At 67.6% G+C, this 14971-nt stretch carries 11 protein-coding genes and 1 tRNA gene; 10 read left to right on the top strand and 2 right to left on the bottom strand.

Annotation, left to right across the window (positions count from 1 at the left end; all coding sequences use genetic code 11):
* The first annotated feature begins 157 nt into the window (after nucleotides 1-157).
* Nucleotides 158-1030 (top strand): DUF4184 family protein, encoded by an 873-nt coding sequence (locus tag OHB49_RS31280; protein ID WP_329164291.1) that lies wholly within the window; start codon nucleotides 158-160, stop codon nucleotides 1028-1030.
* A 72-nt stretch (nucleotides 1031-1102) separates the two neighbouring features.
* Here OHB49_RS31280 and polA read toward each other — a convergent pair whose 3' ends face one another.
* The gene (gene polA, locus OHB49_RS31275) at nucleotides 1103-3811 is read right to left on the bottom strand and encodes a DNA polymerase I (RefSeq protein WP_329164290.1); all 2709 of its coding nucleotides are present in this window, start codon (nucleotides 3809-3811) and stop codon (nucleotides 1103-1105) included.
* 156 nt (nucleotides 3812-3967) lie between these two features.
* Here polA and OHB49_RS31270 point away from each other — a divergent pair, with 156 nt between their 5' ends.
* The 7 genes from OHB49_RS31270 (at nucleotide 3968) to OHB49_RS31240 (ending at nucleotide 13178) form a co-directional block, all read left to right on the top strand.
* Nucleotides 3968-6295, top strand: a complete 2328-nt coding sequence (locus OHB49_RS31270; RefSeq protein ID WP_329164289.1) for an FdhF/YdeP family oxidoreductase — start codon at nucleotides 3968-3970, stop codon at nucleotides 6293-6295.
* Nucleotides 6296-6376: 81 nt separating this feature from the next.
* Nucleotides 6377-6847, top strand: a complete 471-nt coding sequence (locus OHB49_RS31265; RefSeq protein ID WP_329164288.1) for a PaaI family thioesterase — start codon at nucleotides 6377-6379, stop codon at nucleotides 6845-6847.
* A 637-nt stretch (nucleotides 6848-7484) separates the two neighbouring features.
* Nucleotides 7485-8693 carry a branched-chain amino acid ABC transporter substrate-binding protein gene (locus OHB49_RS31260; protein WP_327129018.1) on the top strand — a complete coding sequence of 403 codons (1209 nt, stop codon included), beginning with the start codon at nucleotides 7485-7487 and terminating at the stop codon, nucleotides 8691-8693.
* A 108-nt stretch (nucleotides 8694-8801) separates the two neighbouring features.
* A complete protein-coding gene (locus tag OHB49_RS31255) occupies nucleotides 8802-9731 on the top strand; it encodes a branched-chain amino acid ABC transporter permease (RefSeq protein ID WP_329164286.1) in 930 nt (309 codons plus the stop codon).
* Nucleotides 9732-9736: 5 nt separating this feature from the next.
* On the top strand, nucleotides 9737-11521 hold the full coding sequence (locus OHB49_RS31250; protein ID WP_329164285.1) for a branched-chain amino acid ABC transporter permease: 1785 nt from the start codon (nucleotides 9737-9739) through the stop codon (nucleotides 11519-11521).
* A 5-nt stretch (nucleotides 11522-11526) separates the two neighbouring features.
* Complete coding sequence (locus OHB49_RS31245) at nucleotides 11527-12465, top strand: ABC transporter ATP-binding protein (RefSeq protein ID WP_329166681.1); 939 nt, start codon at nucleotides 11527-11529, stop codon at nucleotides 12463-12465.
* On the top strand, nucleotides 12462-13178 hold the full coding sequence (locus OHB49_RS31240) for an ABC transporter ATP-binding protein (protein WP_326603082.1): 717 nt from the start codon (nucleotides 12462-12464) through the stop codon (nucleotides 13176-13178). The genes OHB49_RS31245 and OHB49_RS31240 overlap by 4 nt, the downstream gene beginning before the upstream one ends.
* A 75-nt stretch (nucleotides 13179-13253) precedes the next feature.
* Here OHB49_RS31240 and OHB49_RS31235 read toward each other — a convergent pair whose 3' ends face one another.
* Nucleotides 13254-13913 carry an ANTAR domain-containing response regulator gene (locus tag OHB49_RS31235; RefSeq protein WP_327124381.1) on the bottom strand — a complete coding sequence of 220 codons (660 nt, stop codon included), beginning with the start codon at nucleotides 13911-13913 and terminating at the stop codon, nucleotides 13254-13256.
* A gap of 99 nt (nucleotides 13914-14012) precedes the next feature.
* Between OHB49_RS31235 and OHB49_RS31230 the strand changes: the two genes are divergently transcribed.
* Together OHB49_RS31230 and OHB49_RS31225 are read left to right on the top strand one after the other, a co-directional pair.
* Nucleotides 14013-14095, top strand: a tRNA-Leu gene (locus tag OHB49_RS31230).
* Nucleotides 14096-14177: 82 nt separating this feature from the next.
* A complete protein-coding gene (locus tag OHB49_RS31225) occupies nucleotides 14178-14963 on the top strand; it encodes a helix-turn-helix domain-containing protein (RefSeq protein WP_329164283.1) in 786 nt (261 codons plus the stop codon).
* The last annotated feature ends 8 nt before the right edge of the window (nucleotides 14964-14971 follow it).

The raw sequence follows: 14971 nt of genomic DNA, 5'->3' as shown, positions 1-14971 counted from the left end.
GCGCGAGGACTCAGGCGACCCTACGGCAACTTGCGCCGCCCGAACACAGTGGCCTGACCGATTTTTATTGGTATTTCACGTTCCGGACCGCAAGTTGAACGGCAGGCGTCGGGTGTCCACCGGATCCGCACAACCGTCCTCGCGCATACTTGCGGCCATGCCGTTCACCCTCAGCCATGCCGCTGCCGTACTGCCGGTCGTCCGACGCAACGGCACCGCGCGCGGGCCGCTCTTCGCTTCGGCGCTCGTCGCGGGTTCGTTCGCCCCCGACATGACGTACTACGCGGACACGGCTGTCCCGGGCGCGATGGAGTTCGGTCAGGTCACGCATGCCGTGTGGGGGGTGTTCACGGTGGACGTCCTGATCACCGCGGCCGTGGTGGCGCTGTGGCTGCTGCTGCGCGAACCGCTGGTGGCGCTGTTGCCGGGAGCGTGGCAGGGGCGCGTGCACACCTTCGTACGCGGAGAGCGGCAGGGCCCGTGGGGGGTGCGGGACGGTGCGTGGTTCGTCGTGTCGGCGGTCATCGGGGCGGGCACGCACGTGGTGTGGGACGCGTTCACCCATCACGACCGGTGGGGCACCCGGCTGGTGCCGGTCCTCAATGAGAACGTCGGCGGTTTTCCGGTGTTCCAGTGCGTGCAGTACGGCAGTTCGGCGGTGGCACTGACCGTGCTCGCCTGGTTCACCGCGTCCGGGCTGCGACGGACCGGGGCGCGGCCCGTCCCGCCGTCCGTACCGGACCTCGACCGCCGGGCACGGTGGTGCGCGGGCGCCCTGCTGAGCGTCTGCGTACTGCTCGGCATCGTCCACCGGTGCGCCCGCTGGTACGCGTACTTCGGGCACATCGACACACCGCTGGACATCATCCCGACCGCCTGCTTCGGCGCCGGAGCAGGCCTTGCGGTCGGCCTGGTGCTGTACGGAACGTGGATACGGCTCCGAGCCCGGCCCCGGGACGAGCCGCCCACCGCCACCGCACCACCCGGCCATCGGACAGACCTGATGACAAGCCCGCCGGACAGCCCCTGAGGGTGTCCGGCCGGTCCGGCCGGACACCTCTGGGAACCCCTGTGCTCGTGCGGGCGCCGCGTCACTGCCGCGTCAGTGCGCCGCGGACTCCCAGTCCGCGCCGACACCGACCGAGACGTCCAGCGGGGCACGCAACTGCACCGCCGTCGACATCTCGTGGCGCAAAATCTCCTCGACCTGCTCGCGCTCGCCCTTGGCGATCTCCAGCACGATTTCGTCGTGGACCTGGAGCAGCATCCGCGACGTCAGCTTCGCGTCGGTCAGCGCCCGGTCGACGTGGAGCATGGCGACCTTGACGATGTCCGCCGCCGTGCCCTGGATCGGTGCGTTGAGCGCCATCCGCTCGGCCGTCTCGCGGCGCTGCCGGTTGTCGCTGTTCAGGTCCGGGAGGTAGCGGCGGCGACCGAACACCGTCTCCGTGTAGCCGGTGGCCCGGGCCTCCTCCACCACCCGGCGCAGGTAGTCACGGACACCGCCGAACCGCTCGAAGTACGTGTCCATCAGGCCGCGCGCCTCGCCCGCCTCGATGTTCAGCTGCTGCGAGAGGCCGAACGCGGAGAGCCCGTACGCCAGTCCGTAACTCATGGCCTTGATCTTGCGGCGCATCTCCGGGTCGACGGCGGACTTGTCGACGCCGAAGACCTGCGACGCGACCGTGGTGTGCAGGTCCTCGCCGGACGTGAACGCCTCGATCAGGCCCGCGTCCTCCGACAGGTGGGCCATCACCCGCAGTTCGATCTGGCTGTAGTCGGCCGTCATCAGCGTCTCGAACCCGTCGCCGACGACGAAGCCGCGCCGGATCGCCCGGCCCTCGTCGGTGCGGACCGGGATGTTCTGCAGATTGGGGTCGGTCGACGAGAGCCGGCCGGTCGCCGCCACCGTCTGGTTGAACGTGGTGTGGATACGGCCGTCCGCCGCGATCGTCTTGACCAGGCCCTCGACCGTGACCCGCAGCTTCGCCTGCTCGCGGTGGCGGAGCATGATGACCGGCAGCTCGTGCTCCGTCTGCGCGGCCAGCCACGCTAGCGCGTCCGCGTCCGTCGTGTAACCGGTCTTCGTCTTCTTCGTCCTGGGCAGGCCCAGCTCACCGAAGAGGACCTCCTGGAGCTGCTTGGGCGAGCCCAGGTTGAACTCGCGGCCCACCGCCGCGTGCGCCTCCTTCACCGCCTGCTGCACGGCGCCGGCGAACTGCTGCTCCATCGATTCGAGGTGCTCCCGGTCGGCCGCGATGCCGTGCCGCTCCAGCCGGGCCAGCAGCGCGGACGTCGGCAGCTCCATGTCGTGGAGCAGCTCGGCCGCACCGACCTCCTTCAGCCGGGCGGTGAACGCCTCCCCGAGGTCCAGGACCGCGCGGGCCTGCGCCATCAGCGCATCGGCCTCCGCCTGGTCGTCCGCACCGAACGCCAGCTGCCCGTCCGCCGCCGCGGGGGCCAGCTCCCGGCCCAGGTACTCCACCGCCAGCGCGTCCAGCGCGAACGAACGGCGGCCGGGCTTGACCAGATAGGCGGCCAGCGCCGTGTCCATCGTGACGCCCTCGACCTGCCAGCCGTGCTCGGGGAACACCCGCATCGCACTCTTCGCGTTGTGCATGACCTTCGGCTGCCCGGCGTCCGCGATCCACGCGGCGAACGCCCGCTCGTCCGCCTCGTCGAGCCGCGCCGGGTCGAACCACGCCGCCGCCCCGTCGGCCGCGGCCAGTGCGATCTCCGTGACACTGCCGGCGCCCAGCGCCCACGTGTCGACCGTGGCGACACCCAGCGGCTGCCCGCCGTGCTCGGCCAGCCACGGCGCGAGCTCGCCCGCAGCCAGCACCGCACCGTCCAGCTCGATGCCCGCGGCAGGCGCCGGAGCCTCGTCCTCTGCAGCCCCCGGATCCACGGCGAGCAGCCGCTCGCGCAGGCTCGGATTACGGATCTCCAGCACATCCAGCACACCCGTGACCGCCGAGCGGTCGTACGGCGCGCGCTCCAGGTCCTGCGGGGTCTTCGTCAGCTCCACGTCACGGACCATCTCGGTCAGTCGACGGTTCAGCTTCACGGACTCCAGGTGCTCCCGGAAGTTCTGCCCGGCCTTCCCCTTGACCTCGTCCGCACGCGCGACGAGGTCGTCGAACGAACCGAACTGGTTGATCCACTTCGCCGCCGTCTTCTCCCCGACGCCCGGGATACCCGGCAGGTTGTCCGACGGGTCTCCGCGCAGCGCCGCGAAGTCCGGGTACTGCTGCGGCGTCAGCCCGTACTTCTCCTCGACCTTCTCCGGGGTGAACCGCGTCAGCTCCGAGACGCCCTTCGTCGGGTACAGCACCGTGACGTTGTCCGTGATCAGCTGGAACGAATCCCGGTCACCGGTGACGATCAGCACCTCGAACCCGGCCGCCTCAGCCTGCGTCGCCAGCGTGGCGATCACATCGTCCGCCTCGAAGCCGTCGACCGCGAAACGATCGGCGTGCATCGCGTCCAGCAGCTCGCCGATCAGCTCGACCTGCCCCTTGAACTCGTCCGGCGTCTTCGAACGATTCGCCTTGTACTCGGGGAACTCCTGCGACCGCCACGTCCGGCGCGAAACGTCGAACGCCACCGCGAAATGCGTGGGCGCCTCATCACGCAACGTGTTCGCCAGCATCGACGCGAAGCCGTACACCGCGTTCGTCGGCTGGCCCGCCCCCGTCGTGAAATTCTCCGCAGGCAGCGCAAAGAACGCCCGGTACGCCAGGGAGTGCCCGTCCATGAGGAGCAGGCGCGGTCGGTTGTCTGCCGTCTTCTTCGATGCCGTCTCAGCCACGCCCCCGATCCTGCCACGGACCACTGACAATGCGGACCGCAGACCACTCGCCCGGCACACGCTCCGCGCCGCGTGACACGATCGACGACAGGAACGACCACAGGAACGCATGCAGCGACACCGCGCAGGTTCGCAGCTGGCTCGAAGGGGAGCACAATGGCCACCAAGCCGCCCACCGGTGACCCGGTCCAGGACGCGCCGCACGTCGAACCGGCCCGGCGCTCGGCCGCAGGAATTCCCGCCGTCGCCCACAGCCTGCGCATCGCCCAGCAGCAGATGGGCATCCGCCGCACCGCCCGGACCCTCCTCAAGGTCAACCAGAAGGACGGCTTCGACTGCCCCGGCTGCGCCTGGCCCGAGGGCGACAAACGGCACACCGCCGAATTCTGCGAGAACGGCGCCAAGGCCGTCGCCGAGGAAGCCACCCTGCGCCGCGTCACCCCGGACTTCTTCGCCGCGCACCCCGTCGCCGACCTCGCCGGCCGCAGCGGGTACTGGCTCGGCCAGCAGGGCCGCATCACCCAGCCGATGTACCTGCCCGAAGGCGCCGACCGGTACGAAGCGGTGACCTGGGAACGCGCCTTCGACATCATGGCCGAGGAACTGCGCGCCCTCGACTCCCCCGACGAAGCGCTCTTCTACACCTCCGGCCGCACCAGCAACGAGGCCGCGTTCCTGCTCCAGCTGTTCGCCCGCGAATTCGGCACCAACAACCTGCCGGACTGCTCCAACATGTGCCACGAGTCCTCCGGCTCCGCACTCATGGAAACCATCGGCGTCGGCAAGGGCAGCGTCTCCCTCGAGGACGTCCACCACGCCGACCTGATCATCGTCGCCGGACAGAACCCCGGCACCAACCACCCCCGGATGCTCTCCGCCCTGGAGAAGGCCAAAGCCGCGGGCGCCAGGATCATCTCGGTGAACCCGCTGCCCGAAGCCGGACTGGAGCGGTTCAAGAACCCCCAGACCCCCCAGGGCATGATCAAGGGCACCGCCCTCAACGACCTGTTCCTGCAGATCCGCATCGGCGGCGACCAGGCCCTCTTCCGGCTCCTCAACAAGATGATCCTGGAGACCGAAGGCGCCGTCGACGACACATTCGTGACCGAACACACCCACGGCTACGAAGAGTTCGCGGCCGCCGCCCGCGCCGCCGACTGGGACGAGACCCTCACCGCCACCGGCCTCGACCGCGCCACCATCGAGCAGGCCCTCACCATGGTCCTCGCCTCGAAGCGCACCATCGTGTGCTGGGCCATGGGCCTCACCCAGCACAAGCACTCCGTGGCCACCATCCGCGAAGTCGTCAACTTCCTTCTGCTGCGCGGCAACATCGGCCGCCCCGGCGCCGGGGTCTGCCCCGTCCGCGGCCACTCCAACGTCCAGGGCGACCGCACCATGGGCATCTTCGAACGCCCCGCACCCGCATTCCTCGACGCCCTCGACAAGGAATTCGGCATCACCTCACCGCGCCACCACGGCTACGACGTCGTCCGCTCCATCCAGGCCCTGCGCGACGGCGACGCAAAGATCTTCTTCGCCATGGGCGGCAACTTCGTCGCGGCGACCCCCGACACCCACGTCACCGAAGCCGCCATGCGCCACGCCCGCCTCACCGTCCACGTCTCCACGAAGCTCAACCGCTCGCACGCCGTCACCGGCCGCCGCGCCCTGATCCTGCCCACCCTCGGCCGCACCGACAAGGACATCCAGGCGAGCGGCAAGCAGTTCGTCACCGTCGAGGACTCCATGAGCAAGGTCCACGCCTCACGCGGCAACCTCACCCCCGCAAGCCCCCACCTGCTCTCCGAACCCGCCATCGTCGCCCGCCTCGCCCGCGCCGTCCTCGGCCCCGAATCCACCACCGACTGGGAAGAGTTCGAGAAGGACTACGCCACGATCCGCGACCGCATCTCCCGCGTCGTCCCCGGCTTCGAGAACTTCAACGCCCGCGTCGCCCGCCCCGGAGGCTTCACCCTCCCGCACCCACCGCGCGACTCCCGCCGCTTCCCCACCACCACCGGCAAGGCCAACTTCACCGCGGCCCCCGTCGAATACCCCGAACTCCCCGAAGGCCGGCTGCTGCTGCAGACCCTGCGCTCCCACGACCAGTACAACACCACGATCTACGGCCTCGACGACCGCTACCGCGGCATCAAGGGCGGCCGCCGCGTCGTCATGGTCAACCCCGACGACGCCCGCGCCCTCGGCCTCACCGACGGCGCATACACCGACCTCGTCAGCGAATGGAAGGACGGCGCCGAACGCCGGGCACCCGGCTTCCGCATCGTCCACTACCCCACCGCCCGCGGCTGCGCCGCCGCCTACTACCCCGAGACCAACGTGCTGGTCCCCCTCGACTCCACCGCCGACACCAGCAACACCCCCGCCAGCAAGTCCGTCGTCATCCGCTTCGAGAACATCCAGAACCGGAGCGTCCAGGAGCAGGACATTCGGGAAGAATCCGCACCCACAGCCCGCTAAGCGTTCGCTCAGTCGTCTGATAAGAACGATGCACACAGCAATAAAGCTATGAACCACCGCAGACGATCGGAGCCGGACCCCATGGGCGAGCACACCGCACCCAAGTTCCCCCAGGAGATCATCGACGAGTACGCCGCACTCGGCGTCGACCTGCCCGCCCTCTTCTCCGCCGGCCACCTCGGCGAACGCATGGGCGTCCAGATCGTCGAAGCCTCCGCGGACCGTGTCGTCGGCACCATGCCCGTCGAAGGCAACACCCAGCCCTACGGACTCCTGCACGGCGGCGCCTCCGCCGTCCTCGCCGAGACCCTCGGCTCCGTCGGCAGCATGCTCCACGGCGGCGCCACCAAGCTCGCCGTCGGCGTCGACCTGAACTGCACCCATCACCGAGGGGTACGGAGCGGACTCGTCACCGGCGTCGCCACCCCCGTCCACCGCGGCCGCTCCACCGCCACGTACGAGATCGTCATCACCGACGAACAGGACAAGCGCGTCTGCACCGCACGCCTCACCTGCATGCTCCGCGACGTCCCCAAGACCACCGCCGTCTGACGCACCGGCACCGCACCACACCCCTGCCCGGCCCGGACCGCAAACCCGGCCGGGCAGAGCCATATCCGCCCACAACCACCCGCGCAGGAACCGGTGTTGAGCGGATTCCACCCCCAACGCTCTTGACCGCGCGACCCGTTGTATGGCCCACTCAACAGTCACACGCACCCCACGGACACCACGGGGCGTGGACCATACCGCCCCCCGGCGTAACACTGCGTAACAAGCACGCAATACCCGGGCGCCACCGGGCGGCACACAGGACCCGGCCCCACGGCCGCCGGGCACTTCGTCGCGCCCTCACCGCCCCCCGCGACGCGACAGCACCAAGATCGCTTCAAGCCCCTTAGCAGAGCTGCGCGTTCTCAGAATGCGGTCACTTCACCGTCCAGTAAAAAGCCGTACATGTCCGCACAGCCACCTCAAGCCTTCCTCAACGTCATAACAAGACAGTCACATCCTCAGCCGACCCATCCCCGACCCCGCCACCTGCGCCTAGAGTCACGGCCAGTCACCGCGCCGCCGGGCGCGTCTGCTGCACGGCCCTGTACCAACCCAGTACGGCCCGGCGAACGACACGGCACCTCAAGCAGAGGAGGCCGCGCCAGGGAAAGGACTTTTCGTGCGACACCGTTCTTTGCTCATCCTCACCACAGTGCTCACCACCGGAGCACTGACGCTCACCGCCTGCGGGTCGCGCGACGACAGCAAGAACAGCAGCGGGGGCGGCGACACCCAGACCGTCGTCATCGGCCTCGACGCCCCCCTGACCGGCGACCTGTCCGCCCTGGGCCTCGGCATCAAGAACTCCGCCGACCTCGCCGTCAAGACGGCGAACAAGGACAAGACCGTCCCCGGCGTCAAGTTCGAGCTCCAGCCCCTCGACGACCAGGCCCAGCCCTCCGTCGGCCAGCAGAACGCCACCAAGTTCATCGACAACAAGGGCGTCCTCGGCATCGTCGGCCCCCTGAACTCCGGCGTGGCCCAGTCGATGCAGAAGCCGCTCAACGACGCCAGCCTCACCCAGGTCTCCCCGGCCAACACCGGCACCGAGCTGACCCAGGGCAACAACTGGAAGACCGGCGACAAGCAGCGCCCCTTCAAGACGTACTTCCGCACCGCGACCACGGACCAGATCCAGGGCGCCTTCGCAGCGAAGTACCTCTACAACGACGCCAAGGTCAAGGACGTCTACCTGATCGACGACCAGAAGCCCTACGGAGCCGGCCTCGCCGCCTCCTTCAAGGCGACGTTCACCGAGCTCGGCGGCAAGATCGTCGGCGCCGATCACGTCAACCCGGACGACCGCGACTTCAACGCCGTCGTCACCAAGGTCAAGAAGTCCGGCGCCAAGGCCGTCTACTACGGCGGTGAGTACCCCGCCGGCGCACCCCTGAGCCAGCAGCTCAAGGACAGCGTCAAGATCCCCCTCATGGGCGGCGACGGCATGTACAGCGCCGACTTCATCAAGCTCAACAAGAAGGCCCAGGGCGACATCGCCACCTCCGTCGGCAAGCCCGTCGAGGAGCTCGACTCCGCCAAGAAGTTCATCGCGGACTACAAGACGGCCGGCTACAAGGACGCCTACGAGGCCTACGGCGGCAGCACCTACGACGCCACCTGGGCGATCATCGAGGCCGTCAAGGTCGTCGTCGCCGACAACAAGGGCAAGCTCCCCGACGACGCCCGCGCCAAGGTCCTCGCCGCCATGAGCAAGGTCCAGTTCGACGGCGTCACCGGCCCCGTCTCCTTCGACGAGTACGGCGACACCACCAACACCATGATGACCGCCTACCAGGTCGACGGCGGCAAGTGGGTCTCCAAGCTCAGCGAAGCCTACAAGTAGGCCCGACGAGCCCTACCGGTCACCCATAGCAAGCAACCAGGCCGCGCGGGGGCGCTACCAGCGCTCCCGCGCGGTGCCATATCCGAACCACTCCACGGAGGCCCTGCGGTGAACGAACTGCCGCAACAGCTGGCCAATGGACTCATCCTCGGCGCGATGTACGGTCTCATCGCGATCGGTTACACGATGGTCTACGGAATCATCCAGCTCATCAACTTCGCCCACGGCGAGATCTTCATGATCGGAGGCTTCGGAGCTCTCACCGTGTACCTCTGGATGCCGGCCGGCTCCAACCTCCTCGCAATCGTCCCCCTCATGATCATCGGCGGCATAATATGCTCCGTCGCCGTCAGCGTCGCAGCCGAACGCTTCGCCTACCGGCCGCTGCGCACCGCCCCCAGACTCGCCCCGCTGATCACCGCGATCGGACTCTCCCTCGCACTCCAGCAGGCCATCTGGAAGTGGTACCCCAACGCCACGAAGGACCGACCCTTCCCCCAGTTCAAGGGCGAAGCATTCGACCTCTTCGGCGCCAGCATCCAGCGCGGTGACCTCTTCGTCCTCATCGCCGCACCCGTCTGCATGCTCGCCCTCGGACTCTTCGTCTCCAAGACCCGGTCCGGTCGCGGCATGCAGGCAACCTCGCAGGACCCCGACACCGCCAAGCTCATGGGCATCAACACCGACCGCATCATCGTCATGGCCTTCGCCATCGGTGCCGCGTTCGCAGCCGTCGCCGCCGTCGCCTACGGGCTCAAGAACGGCCAGATCGGCTTCAAAATGGGCTTCATCATGGGCCTCAAGGCCTTCACCGCAGCCGTACTCGGCGGCATCGGCAACATCTACGGCGCCATGCTCGGCGGAGTCGTACTCGGCGTCGCCGAATCCCTCGCCACCGGCTACATGAGCGACGTCCCCGGCATGGACCTCTTCGGCGGCGGCGCCTGGAAGGACGTATGGGCCTTCGTCCTCCTCATCGTCGTCCTGCTGCTCCGGCCCCAAGGCCTGCTCGGCGAACGCGTCGCGGATCGGGCGTGATACGGATGACCACCCAGAACACACTCATCCCACTGCCCGCACCGATCGCCCGCCTCGCCACCATCGCAGGCGCCGCCATCGCACTCGCCGGCACCTTCCTCCCCTGGACCTGGACCACCGACTTCCCCGGCGACCTCACCGTCACCGGCTACCCCGGCGGCCTCCAGATCCTCACCCTCACCGGCGCCATCCTCACCCTCGTCTTCGCACTCTGCGGATACGGCATCCGAGGACTGCGCTGGCTCACCCCCGGCGGCACCAACAGCCCCGTCCGACTCCTCGCCCTCGGCACCCTCGGCACCACCGGCTACGCCATGGGCGCCATCTCCTACGAGCTCGGCGGCGCAGTCAACCTCGAACCCGGAGCCTGGGTCAGCGGCATCGGCGCACTCATCGCCGCCCTCACCGCACTCGGACTCCCGAGCGACGACCCACTCCCCCAGGACCAACCCCAGCCGGGCATCTGGCAGCGCTTCCGCAACAGCCTCACCGCACCCGCGGCCACCCGCGCCAAAACCCTCCCCGCCTGGGCCGAAATCCTCATCATCGCCGGCTCCTTCGGCGCCGCGCTGTACGTCTTCACCTACGGCATCGACATCCCCACCGAAGAATCCGAACAGTTCATCGGCTTCCTCATCACCGCAGGCTTCGCCTTCACCGCGCTCACCCGTGCAGGACTCATCTCCCGCATCACCGCGCTGACCACGAAGCACCGCAACGTCACCCTCGCCGCAGCCCTGGTCGCAGCCTTCTGCTTCCCCTTCACCCAGGACACCGCGGAATACGCCCTCATCGGCGCCAACATCCTCATCTTCGCCACCGTCGCACTCGGCCTCAACGTCGTCGTCGGCCTCGCCGGCCTCCTCGACCTCGGCTACGTCGCCTTCCTCGGCGTCGGCGCCTACACCGCGGCCCTCGTCTCCGGCGCACCACTCTCAGCCATCGGCGTCCACTTCCCCTTCTGGGCCGCCGTCCTCACCGGAGCCGCAGTCTCACTGATCTTCGGCGTCCTCATCGGCGCCCCGACCCTCCGACTGCGCGGCGACTACCTCGCCATCGTCACCCTCGGCTTCGGTGAGATCTTCCGCGTCACCGTCAACAACCTCAACGGCAACAGCGGACCCGACCTCACCAACGGCTCCCAAGGCATCCCCAGCATCCCGGACCTCAACCTCTTCGGGATCGACTTCGGACTCAGCCACGACATCGGCCCCTTCACCCTCAGCAGGCCCGCCAACTACTACCTGCTGATGCTCGTCGTCACCGCCGTCGTCGTCCTCGTGTTCCGCCGCTCCGGAGACTCCCGCATCGGCCGCGCCTGGGTCGCCATCCGCGAAGACGAAACCGCCGCCACCGCCATGGGCATCAACGCCTTCCGGCTCAAGCTGCTCGCCTTCGCCCTCGGCGCCACCCTCGCCGGCCTCGCCGGCACCGTCCAGGCGCACGTCAACTACACCGTGACACCAGAGCAGTACCAGTTCGCCGGCTCCGTACCCCCGAACTCCGCGTTCCTCCTCGCCGCCGTCATCCTCGGCGGCATGGGAACCCTCAGCGGACCCTTCGTCGGCGCCGCACTGCTCTACCTCATCCCGGCCAAACTCCAGTTCATGCAGGACTACCAGCTCTTCCTCTTCGGCATCGCGCTCATCCTCCTGATGCGCTTCCGCCCCGAAGGCCTGATCGCCGACCGCAGGAAGCAGCTCGAATTCCACGAGAACGACACCATCGACGTACCCGAACCACGGCAGTCCGAAGAAACCGGCGCCGGCATCGCCAAGGCGGGGGCGTGACCACCATGACCACCACCACAAAAACCGCCACCACCGTCCTCGACGCAAGCGGCGTCACCATGCGCTTCGGCGGGCTCACCGCCGTACGCAACGTCGACCTCACCGTCAACGCAGGTGAAATCGTCGGCCTCATCGGACCCAACGGCGCCGGCAAAACCACCTTCTTCAACTGCCTCACCGGGCTCTACGTCCCCACCGAAGGCAAAGTCAGCTACAAGGGCACCGTCCTGCCGCCCAAGCCCCACCTCGTCACCCAGGCAGGCATCGCCCGCACCTTCCAGAACATCCGGCTCTTCGCCAACATGTCCGTCCTGGAAAACGTCCTCGTCGGACGCCACACCCGCACCAAAGAAGGCCTCTGGTCCGCGCTCCTGCGCCTCCCCGGCTTCACCAAAGCCGAGAACGCCAGCCGCGAACGAGCCATGGAACTCCTCGAGTTCATCGGCCTCCAGGACAAGGCCGACCACCTCGCGCGCAACCTCCCCTACGGAGACCAGCGCAAGCTGGAAATCGCCCGCGCCCTCGCCAGCGACCCCGGACTCCTCCTCCTGGACGAGCCCACCGCAGGCATGAACCCCCAGGAAACCCGCGTCACCGAAGAACTCATCTTCGCCATCCGGGACCAAGGCATCGCCGTCCTCGTCATCGAGCACGACATGCGCTTCATCTTCAACCTCTGCGACCGAGTCGCCGTCCTCGTACAAGGCGAAAAACTCGTCGAAGGCACCTCCGACGTCGTCCAGAGCGACGAACGCGTCGTAGCCGCCTACCTCGGCACCCCCTTCGAAGGCGCCCCCGGCGCCGAAGAAGTCGCCGAAGTCGAAGCCGCAGAAGCCGAAGCACACGCCGAAGCCGAAACCACGGAAGCGGAGCCCGCCGAAGCGGCAACCGCCACCGACGACGACACCAGCACCACCCGCACCGAAGAGGAGGACACCCGATGACCGCACTGCTCCAGGTCGAAGACCTCCGCGTCGCCTACGGCAAGATCGAAGCCGTCAAAGGCATCTCCTTCACCGTCGAAGCCGGCCAGGTCGTCACCCTCATCGGCACCAACGGCGCAGGAAAAACCACCACCCTGCGCACCCTCTCCGGCCTCCTCAAGCCCATCGGCGGCCAGATCCTCTTCGAGGGCAAACCACTCACCAACATCCCCGCCCACAAGATCGTCTCCCTGGGCCTCGCCCACTCCCCCGAGGGACGCCACATCTTCCCCCGGCTGACGATCACCGAGAACCTCCTCCTCGGCGCCTACCTCCGCAACGACAAAGCAGGCATCGAAAAGGACATCCAGCGCGCCTACGACCTCTTCCCCATCCTCGGAGAACGAAGGAAGCAGGCCGCAGGAACCCTCTCGGGCGGCGAACAGCAAATGCTCGCCATGGGCCGCGCCCTCATGTCCCAGCCCAAACTGCTCATGCTCGACGAACCCTCCATGGGGCTCTCCCCGATCATGATGCAGAAGATCATGGAGACCATCGTCGAGCTCAAGGCCCAGGGCACCACCATCCTGCTCGTCGAGCAGAACGCCCAGGCCGCACTCTCCCTCGCCGACCACGGCCACGTCATGGAGGTCGGCAAGATCGTCCTCTCCGGCACCGGCCAGAACCTCCTCCACGACGAATCCGTCCGCAAGGCGTACCTCGGCGAGGACTGACCCACCCTGCACACCGAAGAGGCCCGCACCCCGATCGATCCGGGATGCGGGCCTCTTCCGTACGCGCCTGCGCGACTACGCGCCGTCCTTCGACGCCCGCCGCTTCTCCTCGGCATCCTCGATCAACGCCTCGGCAAGCTGCTGCATCGACAGACGACGATCCATCGACGTCTTCTGAATCCACCGGAACGCAGCCGGCTCCGACAGCCCGTAATCCGTCTGCAGAATGCTCTTCGCCCGATCCACCAGCTTCCGCGTCTCCAGCCGCTGCGAAAGATCCGCGACCTCGGTCTCCAACGCCTTCAGCTCCGCGAACCGCGACACAGCCATCTCGATGGCCGGCACCACGTCGCTCTTACTGAACGGCTTCACGAGGTACGCCATCGCCCCGGCATCCCGGGCCCGCTCCACGAGGTCACGCTGCGAGAACGCGGTGAGCATCAGAACCGGTGCGATGGACTCCTCGGCAATGCGCTCGGCGGCGGAGATACCGTCGAGGATCGGCATCTTCACATCGAGGATGACGAGGTCGGGCCGGTGCTCCCGGGCGAGCTCGACCGCCTTCTCACCGTCACCGGCCTCGCCGACGACCGCATAGCCCTCTTCTTCGAGCATCTCTTTGAGGTCGAGGCGGATGAGAGCCTCGTCCTCGGCGATGACGACGCGGGTCGTCAGCGGCGGGACGTGCGACTTGTCGTCGTCGGCGACGGGCTGGGGCGACTCGGGCGTGGTCACGGGGCTCCTCGTTGCGGACCGGGCAGATGCTGCTGCTCCTGCAGCCTACCTAGCTGCGAGGACCTGCGGTGACCCGGTAGACTCGCCCGAGGTTAGCCAGCCGGGTTGGCGGAATGGCAGACGCTGATGTCTCAAACACATCTGTCCGAAAGGACGTGCGGGTTCGACTCCCGCACCCGGCACACCCAAAAGCGGATGCTCACGTTCTCGTGAACATCCGCTTTTTGCTACCCTCGGTGGCGATCAGTAACTCATGGTGTCCGTATGAACTTCCACGGACCGGAGATTCGACACAAAGCAATCGCCCTCCTCCGAGGTGGCGCAAAAAACGCAGACGTTGCACGGAAGCTGAATGTGCCCGCGGGCACCATCAGCTACTGGAAGCACATGGACCGCGCCAAACGCGGCGAGTGCCCTGGAGCGCATCGCCCACTCTGCCCCAGATGCGACGGGCAGCTGGATCAGTCGGCGTACGCCTACCTTCTCGGCCTCTACCTGGGCGACGGACACATAATCCAGAACAGGGCGATGCGGACGCCCAGTCTGTCCGTTACCTGTGCCGACTCGTGGCCTGGCCTCATGGACCTGTGCGAAGAGGCCATGCGCGCCGTCTTTCCCGAGAACTCCGTGTGCAGAGTCAGACGGAAAGGCTGCCACGAAGTGAAGATGAACTCGAAACACCTTTGGTGCCTCTTCCCGCAGCACGGCCCCGGCAAGAAGCACGAACGTCTCATCGCCCTCGAACCCTGGCAGCAAGAAATCATCGACACGCACCCGTGGGACTTCGTCCGAGGCCTGATCCATTCCGACGGGTGTCGCAACATGAACTGGACAACCCGCATCGTGGGTGGCGAGCGGAAGCGCTACGAGTACCCGAGGTACTGGTTCACCAACGTCTCGGACGACATCAGGCAGCTCTATACCGACACCCTCGACAAGCTGGGCGTCGAGTGGAAGCACTGCACGCGGGCGGGCAGGAAATACAACATCTCCGTCGCCCGACGGGCGTCCGTCGCACTCATGGACGCTCACGTCGGGCCGAAGCACTGACGACCGGA

The organism is Streptomyces sp. NBC_01717 (assembly GCF_036248255.1).
GTDB lineage: Bacteria > Actinomycetota > Actinomycetes > Streptomycetales > Streptomycetaceae > Streptomyces.
The sequence above is the reverse complement of the archived record's forward strand: the minus strand, read 5'-3'. Positions and strand labels throughout refer to the sequence as shown.

Coding starts and splice junctions, on each gene's coding strand:
- OHB49_RS31280 (WP_329164291.1), top strand. CDS start 158: ATGCCGTTCACCCTCAGCCATGCCGCTGCCGTACTGCCGGTCGTCCGA.
- OHB49_RS31270 (WP_329164289.1), top strand. CDS start 3,968: ATGGCCACCAAGCCGCCCACCGGTGACCCGGTCCAGGACGCGCCGCAC.
- OHB49_RS31265 (WP_329164288.1), top strand. CDS start 6,377: ATGGGCGAGCACACCGCACCCAAGTTCCCCCAGGAGATCATCGACGAG.
- OHB49_RS31250 (WP_329164285.1), top strand. CDS start 9,737: ATGACCACCCAGAACACACTCATCCCACTGCCCGCACCGATCGCCCGC.
- OHB49_RS31245 (WP_329166681.1), top strand. CDS start 11,527: ATGACCACCACCACAAAAACCGCCACCACCGTCCTCGACGCAAGCGGC.
- OHB49_RS31240 (WP_326603082.1), top strand. CDS start 12,462: ATGACCGCACTGCTCCAGGTCGAAGACCTCCGCGTCGCCTACGGCAAG.
- OHB49_RS31225 (WP_329164283.1), top strand. CDS start 14,178: ATGAACTTCCACGGACCGGAGATTCGACACAAAGCAATCGCCCTCCTC.